18 protein-coding genes are annotated in these 18,942 nt (G+C 48.6%); 5 read left to right on the top strand and 13 right to left on the bottom strand.

Translation table 11 applies throughout. The features are described 5' to 3' along the window. The first annotated feature begins 65 nt into the window (after positions 1-65). Together asnS and ACFQZT_RS11795 are read left to right on the top strand one after the other, a co-directional pair. Entirely contained in the window at positions 66-1,355 is a 1,290-nt protein-coding gene (gene asnS, locus ACFQZT_RS11800; protein ID WP_379299905.1) for an asparagine--tRNA ligase, read from the top strand. 42 nt (positions 1,356-1,397) lie between these two features. After that, a complete protein-coding gene (locus ACFQZT_RS11795) occupies positions 1,398-2,078 on the top strand; it encodes a DnaD domain-containing protein (RefSeq protein WP_379299903.1) in 681 nt (226 codons plus the stop codon). Positions 2,079-2,304: 226 nt separating this feature from the next. On the opposite strand, the gene ACFQZT_RS11790 is transcribed toward ACFQZT_RS11795, so the two are convergent. From ACFQZT_RS11790 to ACFQZT_RS11745, 10 genes are all read right to left on the bottom strand, one after another. Next, positions 2,305-2,835, bottom strand: a complete 531-nt coding sequence (locus ACFQZT_RS11790; protein ID WP_379299901.1) for a hypothetical protein — start codon at positions 2,833-2,835, stop codon at positions 2,305-2,307. Continuing rightward, a complete protein-coding gene (locus tag ACFQZT_RS11785; protein ID WP_379299899.1) occupies positions 2,832-3,305 on the bottom strand; it encodes a hypothetical protein in 474 nt (157 codons plus the stop codon). Before ACFQZT_RS11785 ends, ACFQZT_RS11790 begins: the two co-directional genes overlap by 4 nt. A gap of 128 nt (positions 3,306-3,433) precedes the next feature. Continuing rightward, entirely contained in the window at positions 3,434-4,075 is a 642-nt protein-coding gene (mtnB, locus tag ACFQZT_RS11780; protein ID WP_379299897.1) for a methylthioribulose 1-phosphate dehydratase, read from the bottom strand. Further along, entirely contained in the window at positions 4,072-4,734 is a 663-nt protein-coding gene (locus ACFQZT_RS11775; RefSeq protein WP_379299895.1) for a 2-hydroxy-3-keto-5-methylthiopentenyl-1-phosphate phosphatase, read from the bottom strand. Before ACFQZT_RS11775 ends, mtnB begins: the two co-directional genes overlap by 4 nt. Continuing rightward, complete coding sequence (locus ACFQZT_RS11770; RefSeq protein ID WP_379299893.1) at positions 4,731-5,999, bottom strand: 2,3-diketo-5-methylthiopentyl-1-phosphate enolase; 1,269 nt, start codon at positions 5,997-5,999, stop codon at positions 4,731-4,733. Before ACFQZT_RS11770 ends, ACFQZT_RS11775 begins: the two co-directional genes overlap by 4 nt. 43 nt (positions 6,000-6,042) lie before the next feature. Further along, entirely contained in the window at positions 6,043-6,912 is an 870-nt protein-coding gene (gene proC, locus ACFQZT_RS11765) for a pyrroline-5-carboxylate reductase (protein WP_379299891.1), read from the bottom strand. A 26-nt stretch (positions 6,913-6,938) separates the two neighbouring features. Beyond that, positions 6,939-8,186 carry a glutamate-5-semialdehyde dehydrogenase gene (locus ACFQZT_RS11760; RefSeq protein ID WP_379299889.1) on the bottom strand — a complete coding sequence of 416 codons (1,248 nt, stop codon included), beginning with the start codon at positions 8,184-8,186 and terminating at the stop codon, positions 6,939-6,941. Further along, positions 8,183-9,904 (bottom strand): proline--tRNA ligase, encoded by a 1,722-nt coding sequence (locus ACFQZT_RS11755; protein ID WP_379299887.1) that lies wholly within the window; start codon positions 9,902-9,904, stop codon positions 8,183-8,185. Before ACFQZT_RS11755 ends, ACFQZT_RS11760 begins: the two co-directional genes overlap by 4 nt. Positions 9,905-9,979: 75 nt before the next feature. Continuing rightward, entirely contained in the window at positions 9,980-11,080 is a 1,101-nt protein-coding gene (proB, locus tag ACFQZT_RS11750) for a glutamate 5-kinase (RefSeq protein ID WP_379299885.1), read from the bottom strand. A 379-nt stretch (positions 11,081-11,459) separates the two neighbouring features. Continuing rightward, positions 11,460-12,662 (bottom strand): pyridoxal phosphate-dependent aminotransferase, encoded by a 1,203-nt coding sequence (locus ACFQZT_RS11745; RefSeq protein WP_379299883.1) that lies wholly within the window; start codon positions 12,660-12,662, stop codon positions 11,460-11,462. A 174-nt stretch (positions 12,663-12,836) separates the two neighbouring features. Here ACFQZT_RS11745 and ACFQZT_RS11740 point away from each other — a divergent pair, with 174 nt between their 5' ends. The 3 genes from ACFQZT_RS11740 to ACFQZT_RS11730 all read left to right on the top strand — a co-directional run bounded on the left by ACFQZT_RS11740 (position 12,837) and on the right by ACFQZT_RS11730 (position 16,158). After that, complete coding sequence (locus ACFQZT_RS11740; protein ID WP_379299881.1) at positions 12,837-13,364, top strand: DUF1572 family protein; 528 nt, start codon at positions 12,837-12,839, stop codon at positions 13,362-13,364. Between the two features lie 72 nt (positions 13,365-13,436). Beyond that, positions 13,437-14,237 (top strand): carbon-nitrogen family hydrolase, encoded by an 801-nt coding sequence (locus ACFQZT_RS11735; protein ID WP_379299879.1) that lies wholly within the window; start codon positions 13,437-13,439, stop codon positions 14,235-14,237. Positions 14,238-14,775: 538 nt separating this feature from the next. After that, on the top strand, positions 14,776-16,158 hold the full coding sequence (locus tag ACFQZT_RS11730) for a glycine--tRNA ligase (RefSeq protein ID WP_379299877.1): 1,383 nt from the start codon (positions 14,776-14,778) through the stop codon (positions 16,156-16,158). A 54-nt stretch (positions 16,159-16,212) separates the two neighbouring features. Here the strand turns inward: ACFQZT_RS11730 and ACFQZT_RS11725 are convergent, their stop codons facing one another. The 3 genes from ACFQZT_RS11725 to ACFQZT_RS11715 form a co-directional block, all read right to left on the bottom strand. Beyond that, complete coding sequence (locus ACFQZT_RS11725) at positions 16,213-16,704, bottom strand: cysteine dioxygenase (RefSeq protein ID WP_379299875.1); 492 nt, start codon at positions 16,702-16,704, stop codon at positions 16,213-16,215. A gap of 139 nt (positions 16,705-16,843) precedes the next feature. Continuing rightward, positions 16,844-17,809, bottom strand: a complete 966-nt coding sequence (locus tag ACFQZT_RS11720) for a helix-turn-helix transcriptional regulator (protein ID WP_379299873.1) — start codon at positions 17,807-17,809, stop codon at positions 16,844-16,846. A gap of 20 nt (positions 17,810-17,829) precedes the next feature. Continuing rightward, the gene (locus ACFQZT_RS11715; protein WP_379299871.1) at positions 17,830-18,723 is read right to left on the bottom strand and encodes a LysR family transcriptional regulator; all 894 of its coding nucleotides are present in this window, start codon (positions 18,721-18,723) and stop codon (positions 17,830-17,832) included. Between the last annotated feature and the right edge of the window lie 219 nt (positions 18,724-18,942).

Raw genomic sequence — 18,942 nt, 5'->3', positions numbered from 1 at the left:
GTGTACAATAGAGAAGATGTTCAAAAACCGGATGTTCCGGTATTTACAGGAGGCATGAAGGTAAGATGAAGTGTACGATTGGAGAAGTTAAGCATCACGTTGGCGAATCGGTGACGATTGGATGTTGGCTTAATAAGAAGCGTTCCAGCGGAAAAATTCAATTTTTGCAGCTGAGAGATGGCTCCGGATATATACAAGGCGTCGTGGTGAAAAGCGATGTCAGTGAAGAAGCATGGGTAGCTGCTTCCAAGCTAACGCAAGAAAGCTCTCTTTATGTAACCGGTTTAGTTAAAGAGGATACGCGCAGCAAGGGCGGCTATGAGCTGGATGTTCAAGGCATTGAAATTATTCAGATCACGGAGGAGTATCCGATCACGCCTAAAGAGCATGGCGTCGATTTCTTGATGGATAACCGTCATCTATGGATCCGCAGCCCGCGTCAGCGCGCCGTTCTCGTCATTCGCGCACAAATTATTCAAGCGGTGCAGCAATTTTTCAATGAGCGCGGCTTTCATCTGGTGGATCCGCCGATCTTGACGCCATCCTCTTGTGAGGGGACGACGAATTTGTTCCATACCAAATATTTTGATGAAGATGCGTTCCTAACCCAAAGTGGACAGTTGTACATGGAAGCTGCTGCGATGGCGCTTGGTAAAGTATATTCATTCGGTCCTACATTCCGAGCGGAAAAATCCAAAACGCGCCGCCATCTCATCGAGTTCTGGATGATTGAGCCGGAAATGGCGTTCGTGAATCACGAAGAAAACCTGGAAATTCAAGAACAGTTTGTATCTCATATCGTGCAAACGGTGCTAGCGAACTGCCGTGCAGAGCTGGAAACTTTAGAGCGAGATACGTCCAAACTGGAGAAAATCCAGGGAAGCTTCCCGCGCATTACATACGATGATGCCGTGAAGTACTTAAAAGCAAACGGACATGAATTCGAATGGGGCGAGGACTTCGGAGCGCCGCATGAGACTGCGATTGCCTCACAGTATGAGACGCCGGTCTTTATTACACACTGGCCTACGGAGATCAAAGCTTTCTACATGAAGCCGGACCCTAGCCGTCCCGAAGTTGTCCTTTGCGCAGATATGATCGCACCTGAAGGTTATGGAGAAATTATCGGCGGTAGCCAACGGATCGATGATCCCGAGTTGATGGAACAACGCTTCCAGGAGCATGAGCTTTCAAAAGAGGCGTATCAATGGTACTTAGATTTGCGGAAGTACGGCACTGTACCGCACTCCGGTTTTGGTCTGGGACTTGAGCGTACGGTAGCCTGGATTTGCGGTCTGGATCATGTTCGCGAAACGATTCCTTTCCCTCGTCTGCTTTATCGTCTGTACCCGTAAACAGATTTATCTACCACTGGTAAAAGGGGGAGACAGAAACGGATGAGTAGACAGGATACACAGCGCAAACAGCTGGAAGCCGCCCTTTTAATCGGGGTTCGCGAGGGGAGCGTTGCCTTACCGACACTTCTCTTGAAGCATTACCGTGCATTGAAGCTGAACGAGATCGAGGTCATGACACTGATCCACTTGATTGCTTTTTGGGAAAAAGAAAAGAATGATTTTCCGACCATTGAGCAAATCCAATCGCGCATGTCGGCGAGCCCGGATCAAGTGATCGCGAGTCTGCAGAAGCTGCTCCATGAACAATTTATGACCATTGATGAAGACACTGAGGTTTCCACGGGGATACGATCGGAACGTTATAATTTGAACCCTCTGTTTCAAAAACTGGTGCAGCATGTCATTGAGCAGGAAATGGCGGTTCTTACCTCCGCTCGTCCCCCCATCCATGCAGATGCGGCTGCCAAAGATATTTTCACCACGTTTGAAAAAGAGTTTGCACGGCCATTGACGCCGATGGAACTTGAAACGATCAGTGGCTGGCTGGACAAAGATATGTATCGGGAGGAGCTCATCCTGACGGCTCTCAAGGAAGCCGTATTCGCCGGTAAAGTCTATTTCCGCTATATCGATCGCATTTTGCTGGAGTGGAGCCGGAATCGAGTAGCGACAGTGGAGCAAGCGAAAGAATATTCACAGCGTTACAGGCAATCCAGATAAGATAAAACTAAAAGAACGTCCTAAGTTTCAGTAATTCGGAGCTTGGGACGTTTTTTCACTTTGAAGGGAAATTATGCGAAGCACATTTCTGTGAATAAACGGGGGCTCCCCCAAAAGTAATGTCTAAACTCTTATCGAAGCAACTCGGAGATGTTTGACCGCCATGAATGGTGAGTTTAGACGCCGAATGAGCAAAGCTCAATGCGGAAGGAATATGCTTCGAAGGTTAAGGTTCACTTTTGGGGGACTTTTTTAGCTTCCAAAGTGCATTATGCTTCATAGCCACATGAAATAACAGAGAGTTGAGGCTGAACGTCAGGAGATATATGGGGAATGAATAACCTAGATGCCAGCCCTTATATTGAAAAACAGACAGCCGAAGGGCAACCGCTTCAAAAAGGACTGATGCAGCAGCCCATATCAAGATATGGATGACCTGGTACGCCCCTGGCAGTCTGAATTTGTCATAGAAATATACGTAAAAGTATCCGTACAGCGAGTAAGGAATCGAGTAGACGATAAAATCAAATAAATCGTAGAGCGGCGTATCCATACTGTCATACAAGTCGAACGGGAAAGGAGCGGCCAGAATATTATCTGTTGCGCGTCCCAGATAGGAGTTGAAAACCATGATGAGGAGCGCGACCGGCATGGGAGTTCGCTTGGGGAGGACGAAAAAGAGCAAGAGCAATACCATACTGGCAACTGTGACTAATCCTTCATTTGCGTCAAAATGAACCGGTAGAAACAAAATCATACGGGGAGTTTCTCCCTTCTTTTAATCCAGCGGAAGCCTTTCATAACGGCTAGTGTCGCCACAATGAAGAGGAACCAAAGAATGAGGGACCACCACATATTCCAACTTGAAAGATCGATTTCACCAAATCGCTCGCGTAAGAGTTGTAAGCTTGACAAAAATAGCACCATGAACACGATCAACAGCATTTGTGTCCATCTTCTGGTACAGCCTAAATAAAAATGCAAAAACCAGATCATAGCAATCGGATGCAACAACAGATGAAAGCACATCGTATTCCAAAATACCTCCAGCTTACTATAAGGCCGAATCAGCTTAAGGTTATAATATATGATGCTCATATAATCTTCGCCAAGAACAGAGGTCCATAACCAATAAAGCAGAATCTCAACTAAGTTCATGTTTTTTTTCGTATATACATACATGGATAACAAGACAAGACTTAGACTTCCATAAATGACTAAGAGCATGTAGTTGATTCCTTTTCCTAGAATGAATAGTATCCAGTCTTAGCTTGACCAGATCCTGCACATTCTATGAGAAAAAAGCCAGATCCTTCTCACCGTAGGGAGAAAGATCCGGCTTTGATAAATTCGGGTTATATACCCTTTTGAAGCAAATGGGAACGGTACACATACTCAAAAAGGAACTCAAAAGCTTCCAAGTGACGTTTGGCCTCGAACGCATTGGCGCCCCAAGCGTAGATACCGTGTTTGCGCAGCACGATTCCCGGAATGCGGGGCACAATTGCGCCTTCCACAAGCTCGGCAATACGAGGGATTTCCGCATAGTTTGGCAAAATCGGAATTTCAATCTGTGCTTCTTCATCCCAGATGTTGAATGCTTTAATCAATTCAACACCGTCGACAGGAATGCTTTTGCGTTCCCAATAAAGCTCAGAGACCAGGTTGTTAAAAATCGTGTGTACATGGAAAATGGCGCCCGCACCGGTTAACCTGTAGATTTCGCTGTGGATCAACGTCTCGGCGGACGGTTTCAAGCTTGTCGCTTCCGTTGGCTTACCTTGCTCGTTAACAAGCAAGAAGTCCTCCGGGGTTTGCACCGATTTGTCTCGGCCGCTTGAAGTGATAGCGAAAGTAAAGGCTTCAGGTTCAAAGCCGCCGACGCGAACGGAGAGGTTGCCGCTAGTAGCGGGGAACCAGCCTCTGGCAGCTAAATTAGCTTTAATTTCTCTTAACTCAGCGAAAGCGCGCTGTTTCTCTTCCAGTAATATCGTCATGCTACCGGTTCAGCCTCCAATTGCTTCATAATATCAAAAAAGGTTTCAAAAGGGTGATACGGATACCCTAGTTGTTGGCACATATCAATGAGATGAGATCTCGCGAAAATCGTATCCACCAGCTTCGCACCTTCAAAATCAGTGATGCTGTCGCCGATAATAATGCGCTCATAACGCTGCGGATCATAAGAGCGGATGATGCTTGTTTTGCACATGCCGCAGTCCGTGCTGCAATGCTCATCACAGCGGTTTGGACAAAGAATTTCAATCGTGCTGCCATCGAACGAGCTGGCATTGCAATAAATATTCTCTGAAGGAATCGGAAATGGCCGAAGCAGCGGGTAAATGAAGAAATCAATGCCACCGCTCGTAATTAACAGCGTGATGTTCTGCTCTTTGCAGTAATCGACGAACTCACGGAAACCATCGCGAATCGTAGCATTATGAATGGCATAATCAACGATTTCCTGCTTGCGGGAAGTGGGAAGAAGGGCGAACATCGCCCCTACACCTTCACGAATCGAAATCTTTTTGTCAACAAGCTGCCCGACAAGCGTTTCCCATCCAGGCGGGTTGAAATGCTTCATGATCGCCACAATGTTATCGTTCACCGTAATGGTACCGTCGAAATCGCAGAAAATAATTCGTTCCTTGTTCATTCTTTTATCCCCCAAGTATCAATAGCTGCTTGTAGCTCTGGATGTGTCTGGGCGTACTCTTTCAATGAAATTTCTAACAACGTTGCATCTATCGCTTGCCGGAATGCTCGTCCGCCGGCGATCGTGCCGAGCGGGTGTCCATGGATGCCTCCGCCTGCATTCACGACGACGTCTCCGCCGAAGTCGCGCAGGATGAGCGGAACCAGACCGGGATGAATGCCTGCAGAAGGGACAGGAAAGCTTGCGGCCAACTTTAACTTAGTTTCAGTTGATGCACCGTATGCATAATCTTTATGTAATTCATTGGTCAGAAGTACATGCTTAATGGCTAAGTTCTCTTCTCTCGGCATTACAACAGAGCCGTAAGGGGAGGGGAAGAGCACCAAATCTGCTCCTGCGAGGCGCATTAATTTACCCAGCAGCACAGAAGCGGAAATGCCATAGTGCGGTGACGGATACGTGACTCCAGCCATGGCAGGATGCGCCATGATCGGGATGTTGATCTCCGGATCCGAACTTAATTCATGCAGCACATCGAAGCCGTAAGCAAGTACGTTAAAGAGCAAGGCGTTAGCTCCGGCACGGATGGCTTTCTTGGCTTGCTCGGCTAGCTTGAACGTCGGGCCGGTCAAATTAACCGCATAGAGCAGTTTCTGTCCCGTTTCCTTGGAAGCTTGCGCTGCTGCATCAAGGCAAACTTCTATGCGCTTCTCTAAAGGCGTTAATGGATTTTCAAACAGAATCTCATCGTCTTTAATCAGATCCACGCCACCGGCGGCTTGCATATAAAATTGCTCGCGCAGGGCAGGCAGCTCATACCCGACAACGGATTTGAAAATGCTCATGAGGAGCGGGCGGTCATGCACGCCTAATAAATCGCGAACACCCTGCATTCCGAATTTAGGGCCGCCGAAACCGGCAAGAAAATCTGAAGAGAAGGACAAATCTATCAGTTTGATTTTGCCGTCCATGGATAGCTTGCCGAACACCGTCACCAGCAAAGCTGGGATGTCACGGCTAAAGTTTACGTCCGGATAAGCGATTTGAATGTCTGCATAACGTTCGGATTGGGACTGCCCACTTGCCGGCTCATGAACGTCAACGGAAATGACCTTGCCCAAATGTTTCTCCATCTGCGCTTTCTGGGCTTCCGGAAGTTCCGTCCAGCTGCCAACGGTTAGACCAACAGCGATACCGGTCGCTTTTTTATGAAAATCGGCTTTTTCATCGAAACACCGATACGTTGCTAAGCAATAAGCGTTCATTTTGCATTCACCTGCTTTTGATTTAGATAAAGAAAGTAACGAATCATATGGATTTCATGCTAGCTAGATGGGCAGCGATTTGGTCGCCCATTTCTTTGGAACGTTCGGCAGAACGGAATACAGCGCGAACAATACCTTCTGTGAACTGATGTTGATCCAGCGCCTCTATCGAAGCTTGCGTAGCGCCGTTAGGCGAGGTAACTTTGCGTCGCAGCTCAGCGGGATCTTCCCCCGTGATTTGCACCATATGGGCAGCGCCAAGTACGGTTTGCAATGTTAACTGACGTGCATCTTCTTCACTCAGTCCGCCTTCGATCGCCGCTTTGATCATGGCTTCCATAAAATAGTACACGTACGCCGGACCGCTGCCGGATACGCCCGTTAAAACTTCCATTTTCGATTCTTCAATGACGCTCACGATCCCAACGGCCTCGAACATATCGGTGGCTAATTGTTTATAGTCGTCATTCACCGATGCTGAGAAGCTCATGCCGGTAGCTCCAAGTCCGATCGTACAGGATGTATTTGGCATTGTCCTAACGATGGGCATCCTCGTTTGCAGCAGCCGCTCAATCTTGGAAATGGAGAGACCGGCAATAACGGATACGAGCATCTGTTTTTCATTCAACAGCGGCTGCAGATCTGCAAAAGACGTTTCCACATCTTTTGGCTTCATACATAGAACAACGATATCGGCGCCGCGAATGTAATCTTCTCTTGTTCCGGCGTCGGATGTCGTTTGCACACCGTATTGTGCGCGAAGCTGAGCCATTCTGGCTTGATCGGAACGATTCATAACATAGAGCTGGTGCGGATCGGCGACTTTGCGCTCAATCAGACCGCGGAAGATGGCCTCGGCCATCGAACCGGCGCCGACAAATGCGATTTTTACCTGAGATAAGGATGTGGACATAAGAGCTTCTCCCTTCGAATGCGAAATTATTCCCGTATTTGACCGTTTCCGTAGATGCGGTATTTGGTTGAAGTTAAAGCCGGCAGCCCCATAGGTCCGCGAGCGTGCAGCTTCTGTGTAGAGATGCCGATCTCGGCGCCAAAGCCGAATTCGAAGCCATCCGTGAAACGCGTTGATGCGTTGTGATACACGGCGGCTGCATCCACTTCCTGCAGGAATCTTTCCGCATTCGCGGTATGTTCCGTCACAATGCATTCGGAATGCATGGTACTGTACTTGCGAATATGAGCTAAAGCTTCATCAAGATTCGGGACGACTTTGACATTCAGGATATAGTCTCCATATTCGGTACCCCAATCGCCTGGCTCGGCTTTTTTCATCGAAGGGGCAAGCGTTCTGGCGTGATCATCGCCTCTTAATTCAACATGGGCAGCTTCAAAAGCATCGGCAAGAGCTCCCAGGTGCCTAGCAGCGAAAGCTTCATGGACAAGCATCGTCTCCATCGAATTGCAAACGGAAGGACGCTGCGCTTTCGCATTCACGGCGATACGAATCGCCATCTCAAGTTGAGCACTTTCATCTATAAAAGTATGACATACACCTGCTCCTGTTTCAATGACAGGGACGGACGCGTTATTGACAACATTTTGAATAAGCGAGTGCCCGCCGCGCGGGATCAGCACATCGATGAGACCGTTTAATTTCAACATCTCATCGACGGAAGAGCGGTCAGGACTGAGTATGAATTGCAGGGCATCAACCGGTATTGCAGAACGGCTTAAGGCGCCGTGAAGTACTTCAACGATTTTCTCATTGGAAAATAAAGCTGAAGAGCCGCCTCGCAGGACAACTGCGTTACCCGTTTTGAGACATAAACCGGCCGCATCGACAGTGACGTTAGGTCTGGCTTCGTAAATAATACCGATAACGCCAAGCGGCACGCGAATTTTAGTAATGCGCAGACCATTAGGGCGCTCGAAAGCCTCCAGCGTATCCCCAATTGGATCAGGCAGCTCCACAATTTGGCGAAGACCTTCCGCCATAGCGGCAATCCGCGACTCGCTGAGTGCCAGACGGTCGAGCAGGGAGGAGCTAATACCTGATTCCTTGCCGCGCTGTAAATCTTTGGCATTAGCCTCGATAATCGCCTGCTGCTTGGTAACGAGTGCGTCAGCCATAAGCAGCAAGGCGGCGTTTTTCTGTTCGGTTGTTAAGTTGCCCATCGTTTGGGCAGCTTGTTTGGCCAGTTTTGATTTTTGAGCGACTTCACTCATTTTAAACTACCTCCTGTATGAAAAATTGTTTGGCAGTGCGTGAGTATTTGATGTACGGGGATCTCATACAGCTCTCCGGTACGGCGTTCCTTGCATTCGATGATATGCTCCGAAGCTTTCTTGCCGACTGTCAAACGAAGGGGAAAGCCAAGGAGGTCGGCATCGTTAAATTTAACCCCAGGACGTTCATCCCGGTCATCCCATAATACATCATACCCCGCATGCGTTAAGCTGGTATAAAGGTCTTCCGATACCTTCATTTGAATATCATCCTGCACATGAACAGTGAGGAGATGAATGGTGTACGGAGCAATGGCTTGAGGCCAGATGATGCCTCGATCGTCATAGTTTTGCTCGACAACGGCAGCAAGTACCCTTGAAATCCCGATACCGTAGCAACCCATGATCATGGGCTGGGCCGTACCGTTTTCATCGTTGAACGTTGACCCCAGTTTTTCACTATACCTCGTTCCTAGCTTGAATACTTGCCCGATCTCAATCCCTTTTGCAAAAGCAAGTTCGTGACCGCAGTGAACGCATGGTTCACCCTCAATTACATTTCGTAAATCGCTATATGTTAACTCGGGTAAATCGCGGTTTATGTCCACGTGAAGAAGATGAAAGTCTCTTTCATTAGCCCCTGCCACTGCATCTGTCATCGATCGAACCGAATGATCGGCAATCATTCGAACAAGATGGAGACCTACGGGACCGATAAAGCCTGCGGTGGAGTGAAGTTCACTCTTAATCTCATCTTCGGTCATTAATTCGAGCTGGTTAACGCCGATAGCTTGCATCAGCTTGATTTCGTTCAATTCATAATCACCTCGAAGCAGAACGACGATAGGGGATCCATCTGCTTTCAGTGCGATCGATTTGATGATCTTCTCAGGCTGGATATGCAGGAATTCACCTAATTGCCTGATACTTGAGATATGAGGCGTGTGAACCTTTTTCAGCGGCGGCTCATACGTGATGACAGTATTGTTGCTTGAAGATATGGCACTAACGGCTTTCTCGATGTTAGCCGCATAGTTACAGGCTGAACAGTAGACGATGGTATCCTCTCCAACATCTGCGAGTGCCATAAACTCATGCGTGTCACTGCCTCCCATAGCCCCGGAATCGGCTTCAACCGCGCGAAACCGGAGACCTGCACGCGTGAAAATTCTCACGTAAGCGTCGTACATGCGTTTGTAGCTTTCATCCAGCCCGCTAGCCGTGCGGTCAAATGAATAGGCGTCCTTCATCAGAAATTCCCGTCCGCGAAGCAGCCCGAATCGGGGTCTTCGTTCGTCTCTAAATTTCGTCTGAATCTGATAAAGAGTGACCGGAAGTTTTTTGTAGGATTGAATTTCATCGCGAACCAGTGCCGTAATCACTTCCTCATGCGTTGCACCCAGGGCAAATTCTCGGCCATGACGGTCTTCAAGGCGCATAAGCTCAGGGCCATAGATGTTCCAGCGTCCGGACTCTTTCCACAATTCGGAAGGATGCAGCGTCGGCATCAAAATTTCTTGCGCGCCGGCCGCGTTCATTTCTTCTTGAACGATTCGCTCGATATGGCGTAATGCTTTTAACCCCAATGGCAAGTACGAATAGATGCCGCTGGATAACTGGCGGATAAGTCCGGCGCGAAGCATGAGGCGGTGGCTGGCCGCTTCAGCATCTGCCGGTACGTCCCGCAATGTCGGATTGAGGAGATGTTGTTGTCTCATGCTTGTGGTGCCTCGCTTTCTTATGGTAAACCCTTCTTGATGCAAAAGATTTGCCAGTGTTCGGATGGTTTTTGCTTATGGCAACGGAACCCATTCATCGCGGTGTATGACTTCCATGCGAACGACCTCGACGCGCTTTTGCACCTCGTCGCTCGATAAGCCTGCTACGGCCTGCAGCTGCCAGGCCGCGTAGTTGACGACGCCGCGTCCAAGCAGCGCTGTGTCGGTGCTTATCACCTCGACGACGTCGCCGGGGTGGAAGTCGCCTTCAACCGCCGTAACGCCTGCGGGGAGCAGGCTTTTGCCGCTGTCGAGCAGCGCCTTCTTGGCGCCCGGGTCGACGATGATGCGTCCTTGGGGCAGCGAGTGGTAGCCGACCCACTGTTTCTTGACCGGCAGATTATTCACCGCCGTGTCAAAGTAAGTGCCCTTGCCGCGGCCTTCAACGGCAAGCGATAAGTCATAGGGCTCGAGCACGCGCCCTATGAAGACCGGCACGCCCCCGCGCATCGCGATGCGGGCGGCCTCGACTTTGGAGCGCATGCCGCCGGTGCCGACCGCGCTCCCGGAGCCTCCAGCGAAGCTGAACAGCTCGTCGCTGATCGCATCTACGCGATCGATCCGCTGTGCGTTCGCGTTCTTCCGTGGATCGTCCGTGTACAGGCCGTCCATGTCCGTAATGATGGCCAATCGGCTGGCTTTCACCAGATTGCCGACGAGCGCCGACAAGGTGTCATTGTCGCCGAATTTGAGCTCATCCACTGAGACGGTGTCGTTCTCGTTGATGATCGGCACGACGCCGCGCTGCAGCAGCTCGTCGATGGTCATGAGCGCGTTCTGCACGCGCTTGCGGTTAGAGAAGTCGTACCTCGTCAGCAAAATTTGCGCCACGCTGATCCCGTGCGACGCGAAAGCTTCGTGGTACGCCTGCATCAACAGCGCCTGCCCGACCGAAGCTGCGGCCTGCTTCTCATGCAGTACCTTAGGCCGCGTGCGATAGCCTAATGAAGTGAAGCCTGCGGCTACTGCGCCGGATGTGACAAGCAGCACTTGATAGCCTTCATGCTGCAGGCGCGCCAACTCCGACGCGAAAAATCGTATTTTATCCGGGTTCAAGCCGCCCGTTTCGGAAGTTAAAGAACTGCTTCCGATTTTGACGACGATTCGTTGTGTCATTGCGATCCCATCCTTTTGGCTCCGATTATGTAAATGCAAAAAAGACTCCCGTCCTCATAACAAATAAGGACGAAAGTCTGTCGCTTCCGCGGTACCACCTTAGATTGGCGCAAGCCATCAAGGCTGCACCCAACTCTAGATTCCCTAAATAACAGCAGGGGACTGTTCAACTCGTCGTTGACCGTTCAGGGGCGGGTTCGGAATCGGTTCACGGTAAGCTCTCTCAGCCGGTGGAGCTTACTCTCTGCAGCGCGATAACATCGCTTCCTACTATTCCCATCATAACGTTGCGATTTGGAAGTTTTTGAAGTCTTCCTTTTTTAGTTCTATCTAGAATAGCACGGTGTACAAGCCTTTGTAAAGCAGCAGATGGTTCTTCTTAATCAAACAGATGCAGTTTGCCAATCCGTTGTACGGCTTCTTCGAGCCTTGATTCGGTCGAAAGCAGACCAAGTCTTACATAACCTTCGCCATGCGTACCGAAGCCGACGCCAGGGGCGACCACGACCTTCGCTTCTTGCAGCAGCAGATCGGAAAGACTTGTAGAAGTGTGCCCTTTTGGCACAGGCAGCCAAGAGAAAAACGAGCCTTGTGACGGGCGTGCGTTCCAGCCAATGGTTGAAAGTGCTCGATATAGTGCGTTGCGACGGTTTTCATAGACACCACGCAGTTCGGATACGCAGTCTTGCGGACCAGTTAATGCTGAAGTCGCAGCAACTTGAATCCCGCCGAACAGTGAGCAGTAGTAGTGATCCTGCATCAAGTTGATCAGGCGGATAATTTCCCGATTGCCGAGCGCGAAACCGACGCGCCAGCCGGCCATGTTGTAGGTTTTGGATAGCGTGTAGAACTCAACGCCTACTTCTTTGGCGCCTGGAGTAGATAAGAAACTAACGGGCTTTTGTCCATCGAATCCGATTGCACCATAAGCGAAATCACTGGCGACAACGACTCCGTGTTTTTGTGCGAATGCAACGGTTTCATTATAGAAAGAGGCAGGGGCGGTCGCTCCGGTCGGGTTGTTCGGATAGTTAATGAACATCAGCTTTGCCCGATTCAGATCAGACTCCTTGATTGCCGAGTAGTCCGGTAAGAAGTTGTTATCTTCTTTCAGTGGCATGAAAGCCATCTCGGCTCCTGCAAGTGCCACGCCGGACCAATAATCGGGGTAACCCGGGTCAGGCACGAGGCAGACGTCTCCAGGATTGAGCAAGCACTGGCTGATTTCAATCAAGCCCGTTTTGCCCCCGAAGAGGATCGCGACTTCCGTCTCAGGATCGAGGTCGACACCGTGGTCTTCCTTATAGCGCTGAGCGACCGCCTCTTTCAGAAAAGGAAACCCGCTGAAAGGCGGATATTTGTGATAAAGCGGATTTGCCGCAGCTTCTTGCATCGATTGAACAATATGAGCCGGTGTGGGGCGGTCAGGATTACCTTGTCCCAAATTTATAACGTCATGACCCTGAGCGATTTGCTCATTCGCTTTACGAACTAAAGTTGCAAAAAACTGGGTAGGCAGTCCTTGCATCCGCTCGGCAGGTTGTATGGAAAAAGTCGGTTGTGTTTGCGATAGGTTGGACACGATTTAATTCACACTCCGTAGGTCGGGATTTAAATAATATCATTAATGTACCATGATTATAGGGTGGTGTATAGGGAGCAATGAGGTTTTTTCAAGGGAAAGAAAAAAATACAATTTACTTCTTTCTAGAATTCACCTAAAGTTAATTACAACAAAAATTGGAAGGTGGTTCATATGACAACAGAAGCACAAGTAGCGGTAGTGTTTTTACAAGAATCGGTTAGTGCATTTGAAAGTATGAAGAAACTCGCTGACCGAACGTTTACGCAGCTGCAGGATGAGCATTTTTACCTTACTTTGGACCCGGAATCGAACTCTATGGAAGTATTGATTAAACACATGCATGGCAATATGCTGTCCAGGTGGACGGATTTTCTTACAACGGATGGAGAGAAGGAAACTCGAGATAGGGATGGAGAATTTGAAGGCAAACGGCTTGGGCGAGATGAGCTGGTCGCTTTATGGGAAGAGGGTTGGGGCGTGTTGTTTCATGCTCTAAAGACATTAACGCCAGATGATGTGCTGCGGACGATCTATATTCGTGGGGAAGGCCATACAGTGCTGCAAGCGATCCAACGCCAAATTTCGCATTACGGCTACCATGTAGGCCAAATGGTTTTTCTGGGCAAGCATCTGGCTAGCGCGAACTGGCAAACGCTTAGTATTGCCAGAGGTCATTCCAAAGCATTTAAACCCAATTGAGTTCATCGCTCAATTCGTCTACAATGGATTGAAATAAGACAGTTATGTAGTTTGGAAGGGGTTTGTTAGACTATGCAAGACACTCATACTTTGAATATCGCACTTATACAAATGGATATCGCTATCGGTGAACCTGATGCGAATTATACACGGTTGGAAGCGTTGTTAAACGAAGCCGTTTCCGCAGACGTTAAACCGGATGTGATCGTATTTCCTGAAATGTGGAACACGGGTTATGCTTTAACCGAGATTCACGATTTGGCCGACAGGGACGGTACCCGAACGAAAGCTTTTCTAAATGAATTTGCACGGAAACATAACGTGAACATCATCGGAGGCTCCATTGCCGATAAACGGGGCGATCAGGTACTGAATACGGTGTATGCGTTCGACCGTCAAGGCCGGGAAATTGCCGAGTATTCGAAAATCCATTTATTCCGCCTCATGGACGAAGAGAAATTCCTGCAAAGCGGAGACCAATTAGGCCGATTTGAGCTTGAAGGCGTACCGGCCGGGGCGATGATTTGCTATGACATTCGTTTCCCTGAGCTTGCACGCAAGTTAGCGCTTGACGGCGCACGGATATTATTCGTACCGGCAGAATGGCCGCATCCGAGACTGCACCACTGGCGTACGCTTCTCATGGCAAGAGCCATCGAAAATCAAATGTATGTTGTCTCTTGCAATCGGGTTGGCACAAGCAGTACGACCGACTTTTTCGGGCATTCCATGGTTATCGACCCTTGGGGAGAAGTGCTCGTTGAAGGTGATGAAAGCGAAACGATACTTCGTGCAACGATCGATTTGAGCGAAGTGGTGCGTGTTCGCGGGAAAATACCAGTTTTTGAAGACCGCCGCCCTCACTTATACTAAAAGGTTGTTTAAAAAGTACACTTTGATAACGAAGTAATTCAGGTAGTATCTCGACATCGAATCTTGAACGAATCCGGGAAGTCCGGTACTCTCGTAGCAAGTCTCTACGCTCCGTTCCTCCTTCTTCGGATATCGTCCAACCTTCTCGGTTCTGAAAGCGCACTTTTTAAACCCGATCAATATTTTAACGAACTGTTATTTGATTTTTTTGGCGTTTTTTTGTACACTATATCCAATTGCATGACAATTGTGGCTGTGATGAATGAATAGTACTTGAAGCACCTTCATGTTCAGCGAGCTGGGGACGGTGAAAGCCCAGAGATGAAGTTCAGGGAAAAGGCAATTCGGAGCCAATTCGATAAAGGGGATGCGCGGTAGTTTATGCGTATCAACTAGGGTGGAACCGCGGGTGCGTAAGGCTCTCGTCCCTAGGCATGTTAGATGCCTTTGGATGATGAGCCTTTTTTTGTTGCGCTCATCATCGAAGGTGGTGTCGAAGGTCAATGGACCCATTTTGAACAGATGAAGGAGAATGAACATGAGTGTAACCATGGATCAGGTAGTAGCATTAGCGAAGCACAGAGGTTTTGTATTCCCCGGTTCCGAGGTGTATGGGGGTCTTGCCAATACTTGGGATTACGGCCCGCTCGGCGTAGAGCTGAAAAACAACATCAAACGCGCTTGGTGGAAAAAATTCATCCAAGAGTCCCCGTATAACGTAGGTTTGGACGCAGCGATTCTAATGAATCCGCAAGCTTGGGTTGCATCCGGCCACGTGGGCAATTTCAACGATCCGATGATCGACTGTAAGCAATGTAAAGCCCGTCACCGCGCAGATAAATTGATTGAAGGCAAGCTGGCTGAAAAAGATATCGAGATCATCGTCGACGGTATGACGTTTGACCAGATGGCGGCTCTGATCAAAGAGCATGATATCGTTTGCCCGGATTGCGGCAGCAAGGATTTCACCGATATTCGTCAGTTCAACCTGATGTTCAAAACATTCCAAGGCGTTACCGAGTCGAGTGCCAATGTCGTTTACCTGCGTCCGGAGACGGCTCAAGGTATTTTCGTAAACTTCAAAAACGTACAGCGTACGATGCGCAAAAAATTGCCTTTCGGTATTGGCCAAATCGGTAAAAGCTTCCGTAACGAAATTACGCCAGGTAACTTTACGTTCCGTACGCGAGAATTTGAGCAAATGGAGTTGGAATTTTTCTGCAAACCGGGCGAAGATCTCAAATGGTTCGAGTATTGGAGAAGTTTCTGTCACAACTGGCTGCTCTCCTTGGGCGCCAAAGCGGAAAACCTTCGTCTGCGCGACCATAATGAAGATGAGCTTTCTCATTACAGTAACGCAACGACGGATATCGAATACAAATTCCCGTTCGGCTGGGGCGAACTCTGGGGTATCGCGGACCGCACTGATTTTGACTTAAAACAGCACATGGAGCATTCCGGTGAAGATTTCAATTATATCGATCAAGAGACGAACGAGCGTTACATTCCTTATTGCATCGAGCCTTCTCTCGGCGCAGACCGAGTAACGTTGGCACTGTTGATCGATGCGTTCGAAGAGCAGCAGCTTGAAGGTGACGACAGCCGTACCGTGCTGCGTTTCCATCCGGCGCTTGCGCCGATCAAGGCAGCTGTGTTTCCACTGTCGAAAAAGCTCGCGGAAGGCGCTCAGGCTGTGTTCTCCGATTTGGCGAAGCATTTCATGGTCGACTACGACGATGCAGGTTCTATCGGCAAACGTTACCGTCGTCACGATGAAATCGGTACGCCATTCTGTATCACGTACGACTTCGAGTCGGAGACAGACGGTCAAGTTACCGTTCGCGACCGCGATACGATGGAGCAAACAAGAATGCCGATCAGCGAGCTGAAGGCGTTTATCGAAAGCAAGCTACAGTTTTAATGGAAAAATCCCCTGCAATCACGCTATCCGGCGCGGTTCAGGGGATTTTTTTTCTTAGATCACATAATCCAAAATTTCGCTGTAAGGCAAGTAGCGGTTTACCTGCCTGAGCGGAGGCGTGTAGACGTGCAGCGAAATCGCCCGTTCGTGGAACGGATTGCTGAGCTGATGAATTTGCTCGGCAGGCGCATTGAAACATTGTCCGGCCTGAATGAAATCGTCATGTAGAGGTACTGGGAAGCCGTAGGAATCCAGCGTGTACATTGTATTTACCAAAGATCCTTCAATCAAATATGCAGTGCCTATGGATGAGCCGTGATTATGAATGGCTGTTGCTTGATTAGCTGGAATGTAAATAATAATGACTTCTAAATCTTGATTGCTGAAGACAACATTCCGACCATAGGGGAGCCCTGAGGGCTCCGTTTTATAATCAGGAACCGTATGAAGCAGTTCGCCCAAAGACATTAATGCTGATTTCATTTGCTCATGCGTCGGCTGCTGCAATTTACAGAATGACTGCTCAATTGCTCGTAATAAAGTCATGTTTTCCGCCTCCTAGGGACAAATATCTATATTTCTGTATCAAATATTATTTGAATACCGATAAGAAATTTTGATATATCCTATGCAATAGAAGGCAAAAAGGTTTGTGATTTCTTGTCCAATTTCTTCGATTGAAGGACTATATCCGAAAAGAATAAGCATGATGCATGGCTCGAACTTGTTCCTGAATCCACTCGACCATTTCGAGGGGTTCTTCAACAACGGCATCTGCACCGAGGCTTAGAAAATAACTGGAAAAGTAGGCTAAATTCTCACGATGCATCATCGTAACAAGCGTCCCGCCGCCGTTTTGGTTAAGCTCCAAGTTTCCGCCGAAACCATGATTGCGTTCATAGGCTCTCACGCCATTGTTCGTGAATCTGACCCGCAACTTCATTTTGGGCTGATTGGCATCGCGTGCGGTACCGGTTTCGAGCCATTCCTTAATGGTATAATCGCTCAAATCCGCCACTGGATGATTGACATCAGCAGGCTCCAGGGAGAGAATGCGGTCCGCGCGGAATAAAAGAAAGCCCTCTTTTTGAAAACAATAAGAAGGCAAGTACCAGTACCCATGATTGGAATAAATTCCGATCGGTTGAATGGTCCTTTGCGTTGTGCCTGTTTTTGAGGCGTAGCTTATATGTAAAGGTTTTCCTTCAATTGAGGCCTCAACAATCTGCTGTAAATAAGGAGAGCTCTGTGTTCTAAGCGGTGTCCAAAAGGATACGCGATCCTTGAGCGCATCAATTCTTACTTTCGCATCACTTGGCAGGTAATGATAAAACTTGTTCAGTGCAGAAGACGATTCCGCTTCAAAAGGAAGCGCTCCATAATATTGAAGAGATTGAAAGGCAAAAAACATCGCGACAGCTTCTTGTTCGGAAAACAGAATGGGCGGGAGCATCCGCTTTTTGAGCAGCCGGTAGCCGCCATGAGGGCCGAACTCCGTGTACAGCGGCATGCCAAGCTCGCTCAATTCCTGCAAATCCCGATGCATTGTTCTCTCGGAAACGCCGAACTCATCGGCCATTTCTTTTACCGTAAACTTTATGCGTTCGTTGACAGCCATCATTAATTGAATTAAGCGCTGTGTCTTGTTCATTACCGTAGGTTCTCCTTCCGCTAAACGATGTCGTTCATTACTTCTTTCATTGTAGAGATAAAGGCTTCAGCCGCTTTAGAAATGTATCGGCCTTTCTTGTAGGCAATGACAAGTGTGCGTGCCGGACGACCTGCAAGAGGGAGGTGGACAGGCGCTAACTCGCTAAAGCTCCTTCTTGATATTAGATAAGGAACGAAGGCAATGCCCATGCCAGCGGCGACAAGAGACTGCACCGTCTCCATATTGCTCGATTCGAAAACAATATTTGGGGCGATGCCAGCTTGCTGGCACAGGTCCAGTGTGAGCTTGCGGAATCCTTGACCTTTTTTCAAAGCGATGAAAGCTTCGCCTTCGAGCTGCTCGATGCGGATCGGCTCTTTAGAGGCAGCAAGCGCGTGCTGAGGCGGAACGGCGAGCACGATCTCTTCTTCGAGCAACGTCTCGTAAACAAGCGAATCTTCTCTTAACGGCAGCGATAGCAGGCTGATATCCGTTTGTCCATTACTTGTCAATGTTTCTAAGTTTGCCGACGTTTCCTCAACGAGTGAAATCTCTATATCCGGATAGGCCGCTTGAAATGCAGGCACTACGAACGGAAGAATGGTTGAGCCCGTAATCGGCATGCTGCCAACGACGAGGCGGCCTTTTTTCATCTGCGAAATGTCTTCCATTTCTTTTTTGAGCTGCTCGACCATGTCGAGTATTTTTTGTGACTTTTCTACAAAAAGCGAGCCTGCATGCGTTAGCTCAACCGAGTTTGTGCTTCGTTGAAACAGAAGGACGCCGATTTCCTTCTCCAACTTGGATAACTGCTGGCTGAGGGAAGGCTGAGCAATATGAAGCTTTTCCGCGGCTCGTGAGAAATTGCGCTCCACAGCGATTTGAATGGCATATTGAAGTTGGCGTAATTCCATAAAAGAGTGTCTCCTTTGTTTAGTTGGTTGGATTAACGGGAAAAGCTCCCGGTAATTGATTTGCATATATCGTTTGGTAATTAGTTATCGGGAATTCCTCCCGCTAATTTTGGGCATTTTCGATGGAATCTCGGGGCCCCCTTTACAAGATCTGCTTATTGATTTTACCTATGAACCTTATAGTTATTATATCTTGGAGCTATGATGAAATCCATGCTA

Origin of the sequence: Paenibacillus sp. GCM10027628, assembly GCF_042676385.1 — a bacterium.
Taxonomy (GTDB): domain Bacteria; phylum Bacillota; class Bacilli; order Paenibacillales; family NBRC-103111; genus Paenibacillus_E.
The sequence above is the reverse complement of the archived record's forward strand: the minus strand, read 5'-3'. Positions and strand labels throughout refer to the sequence as shown.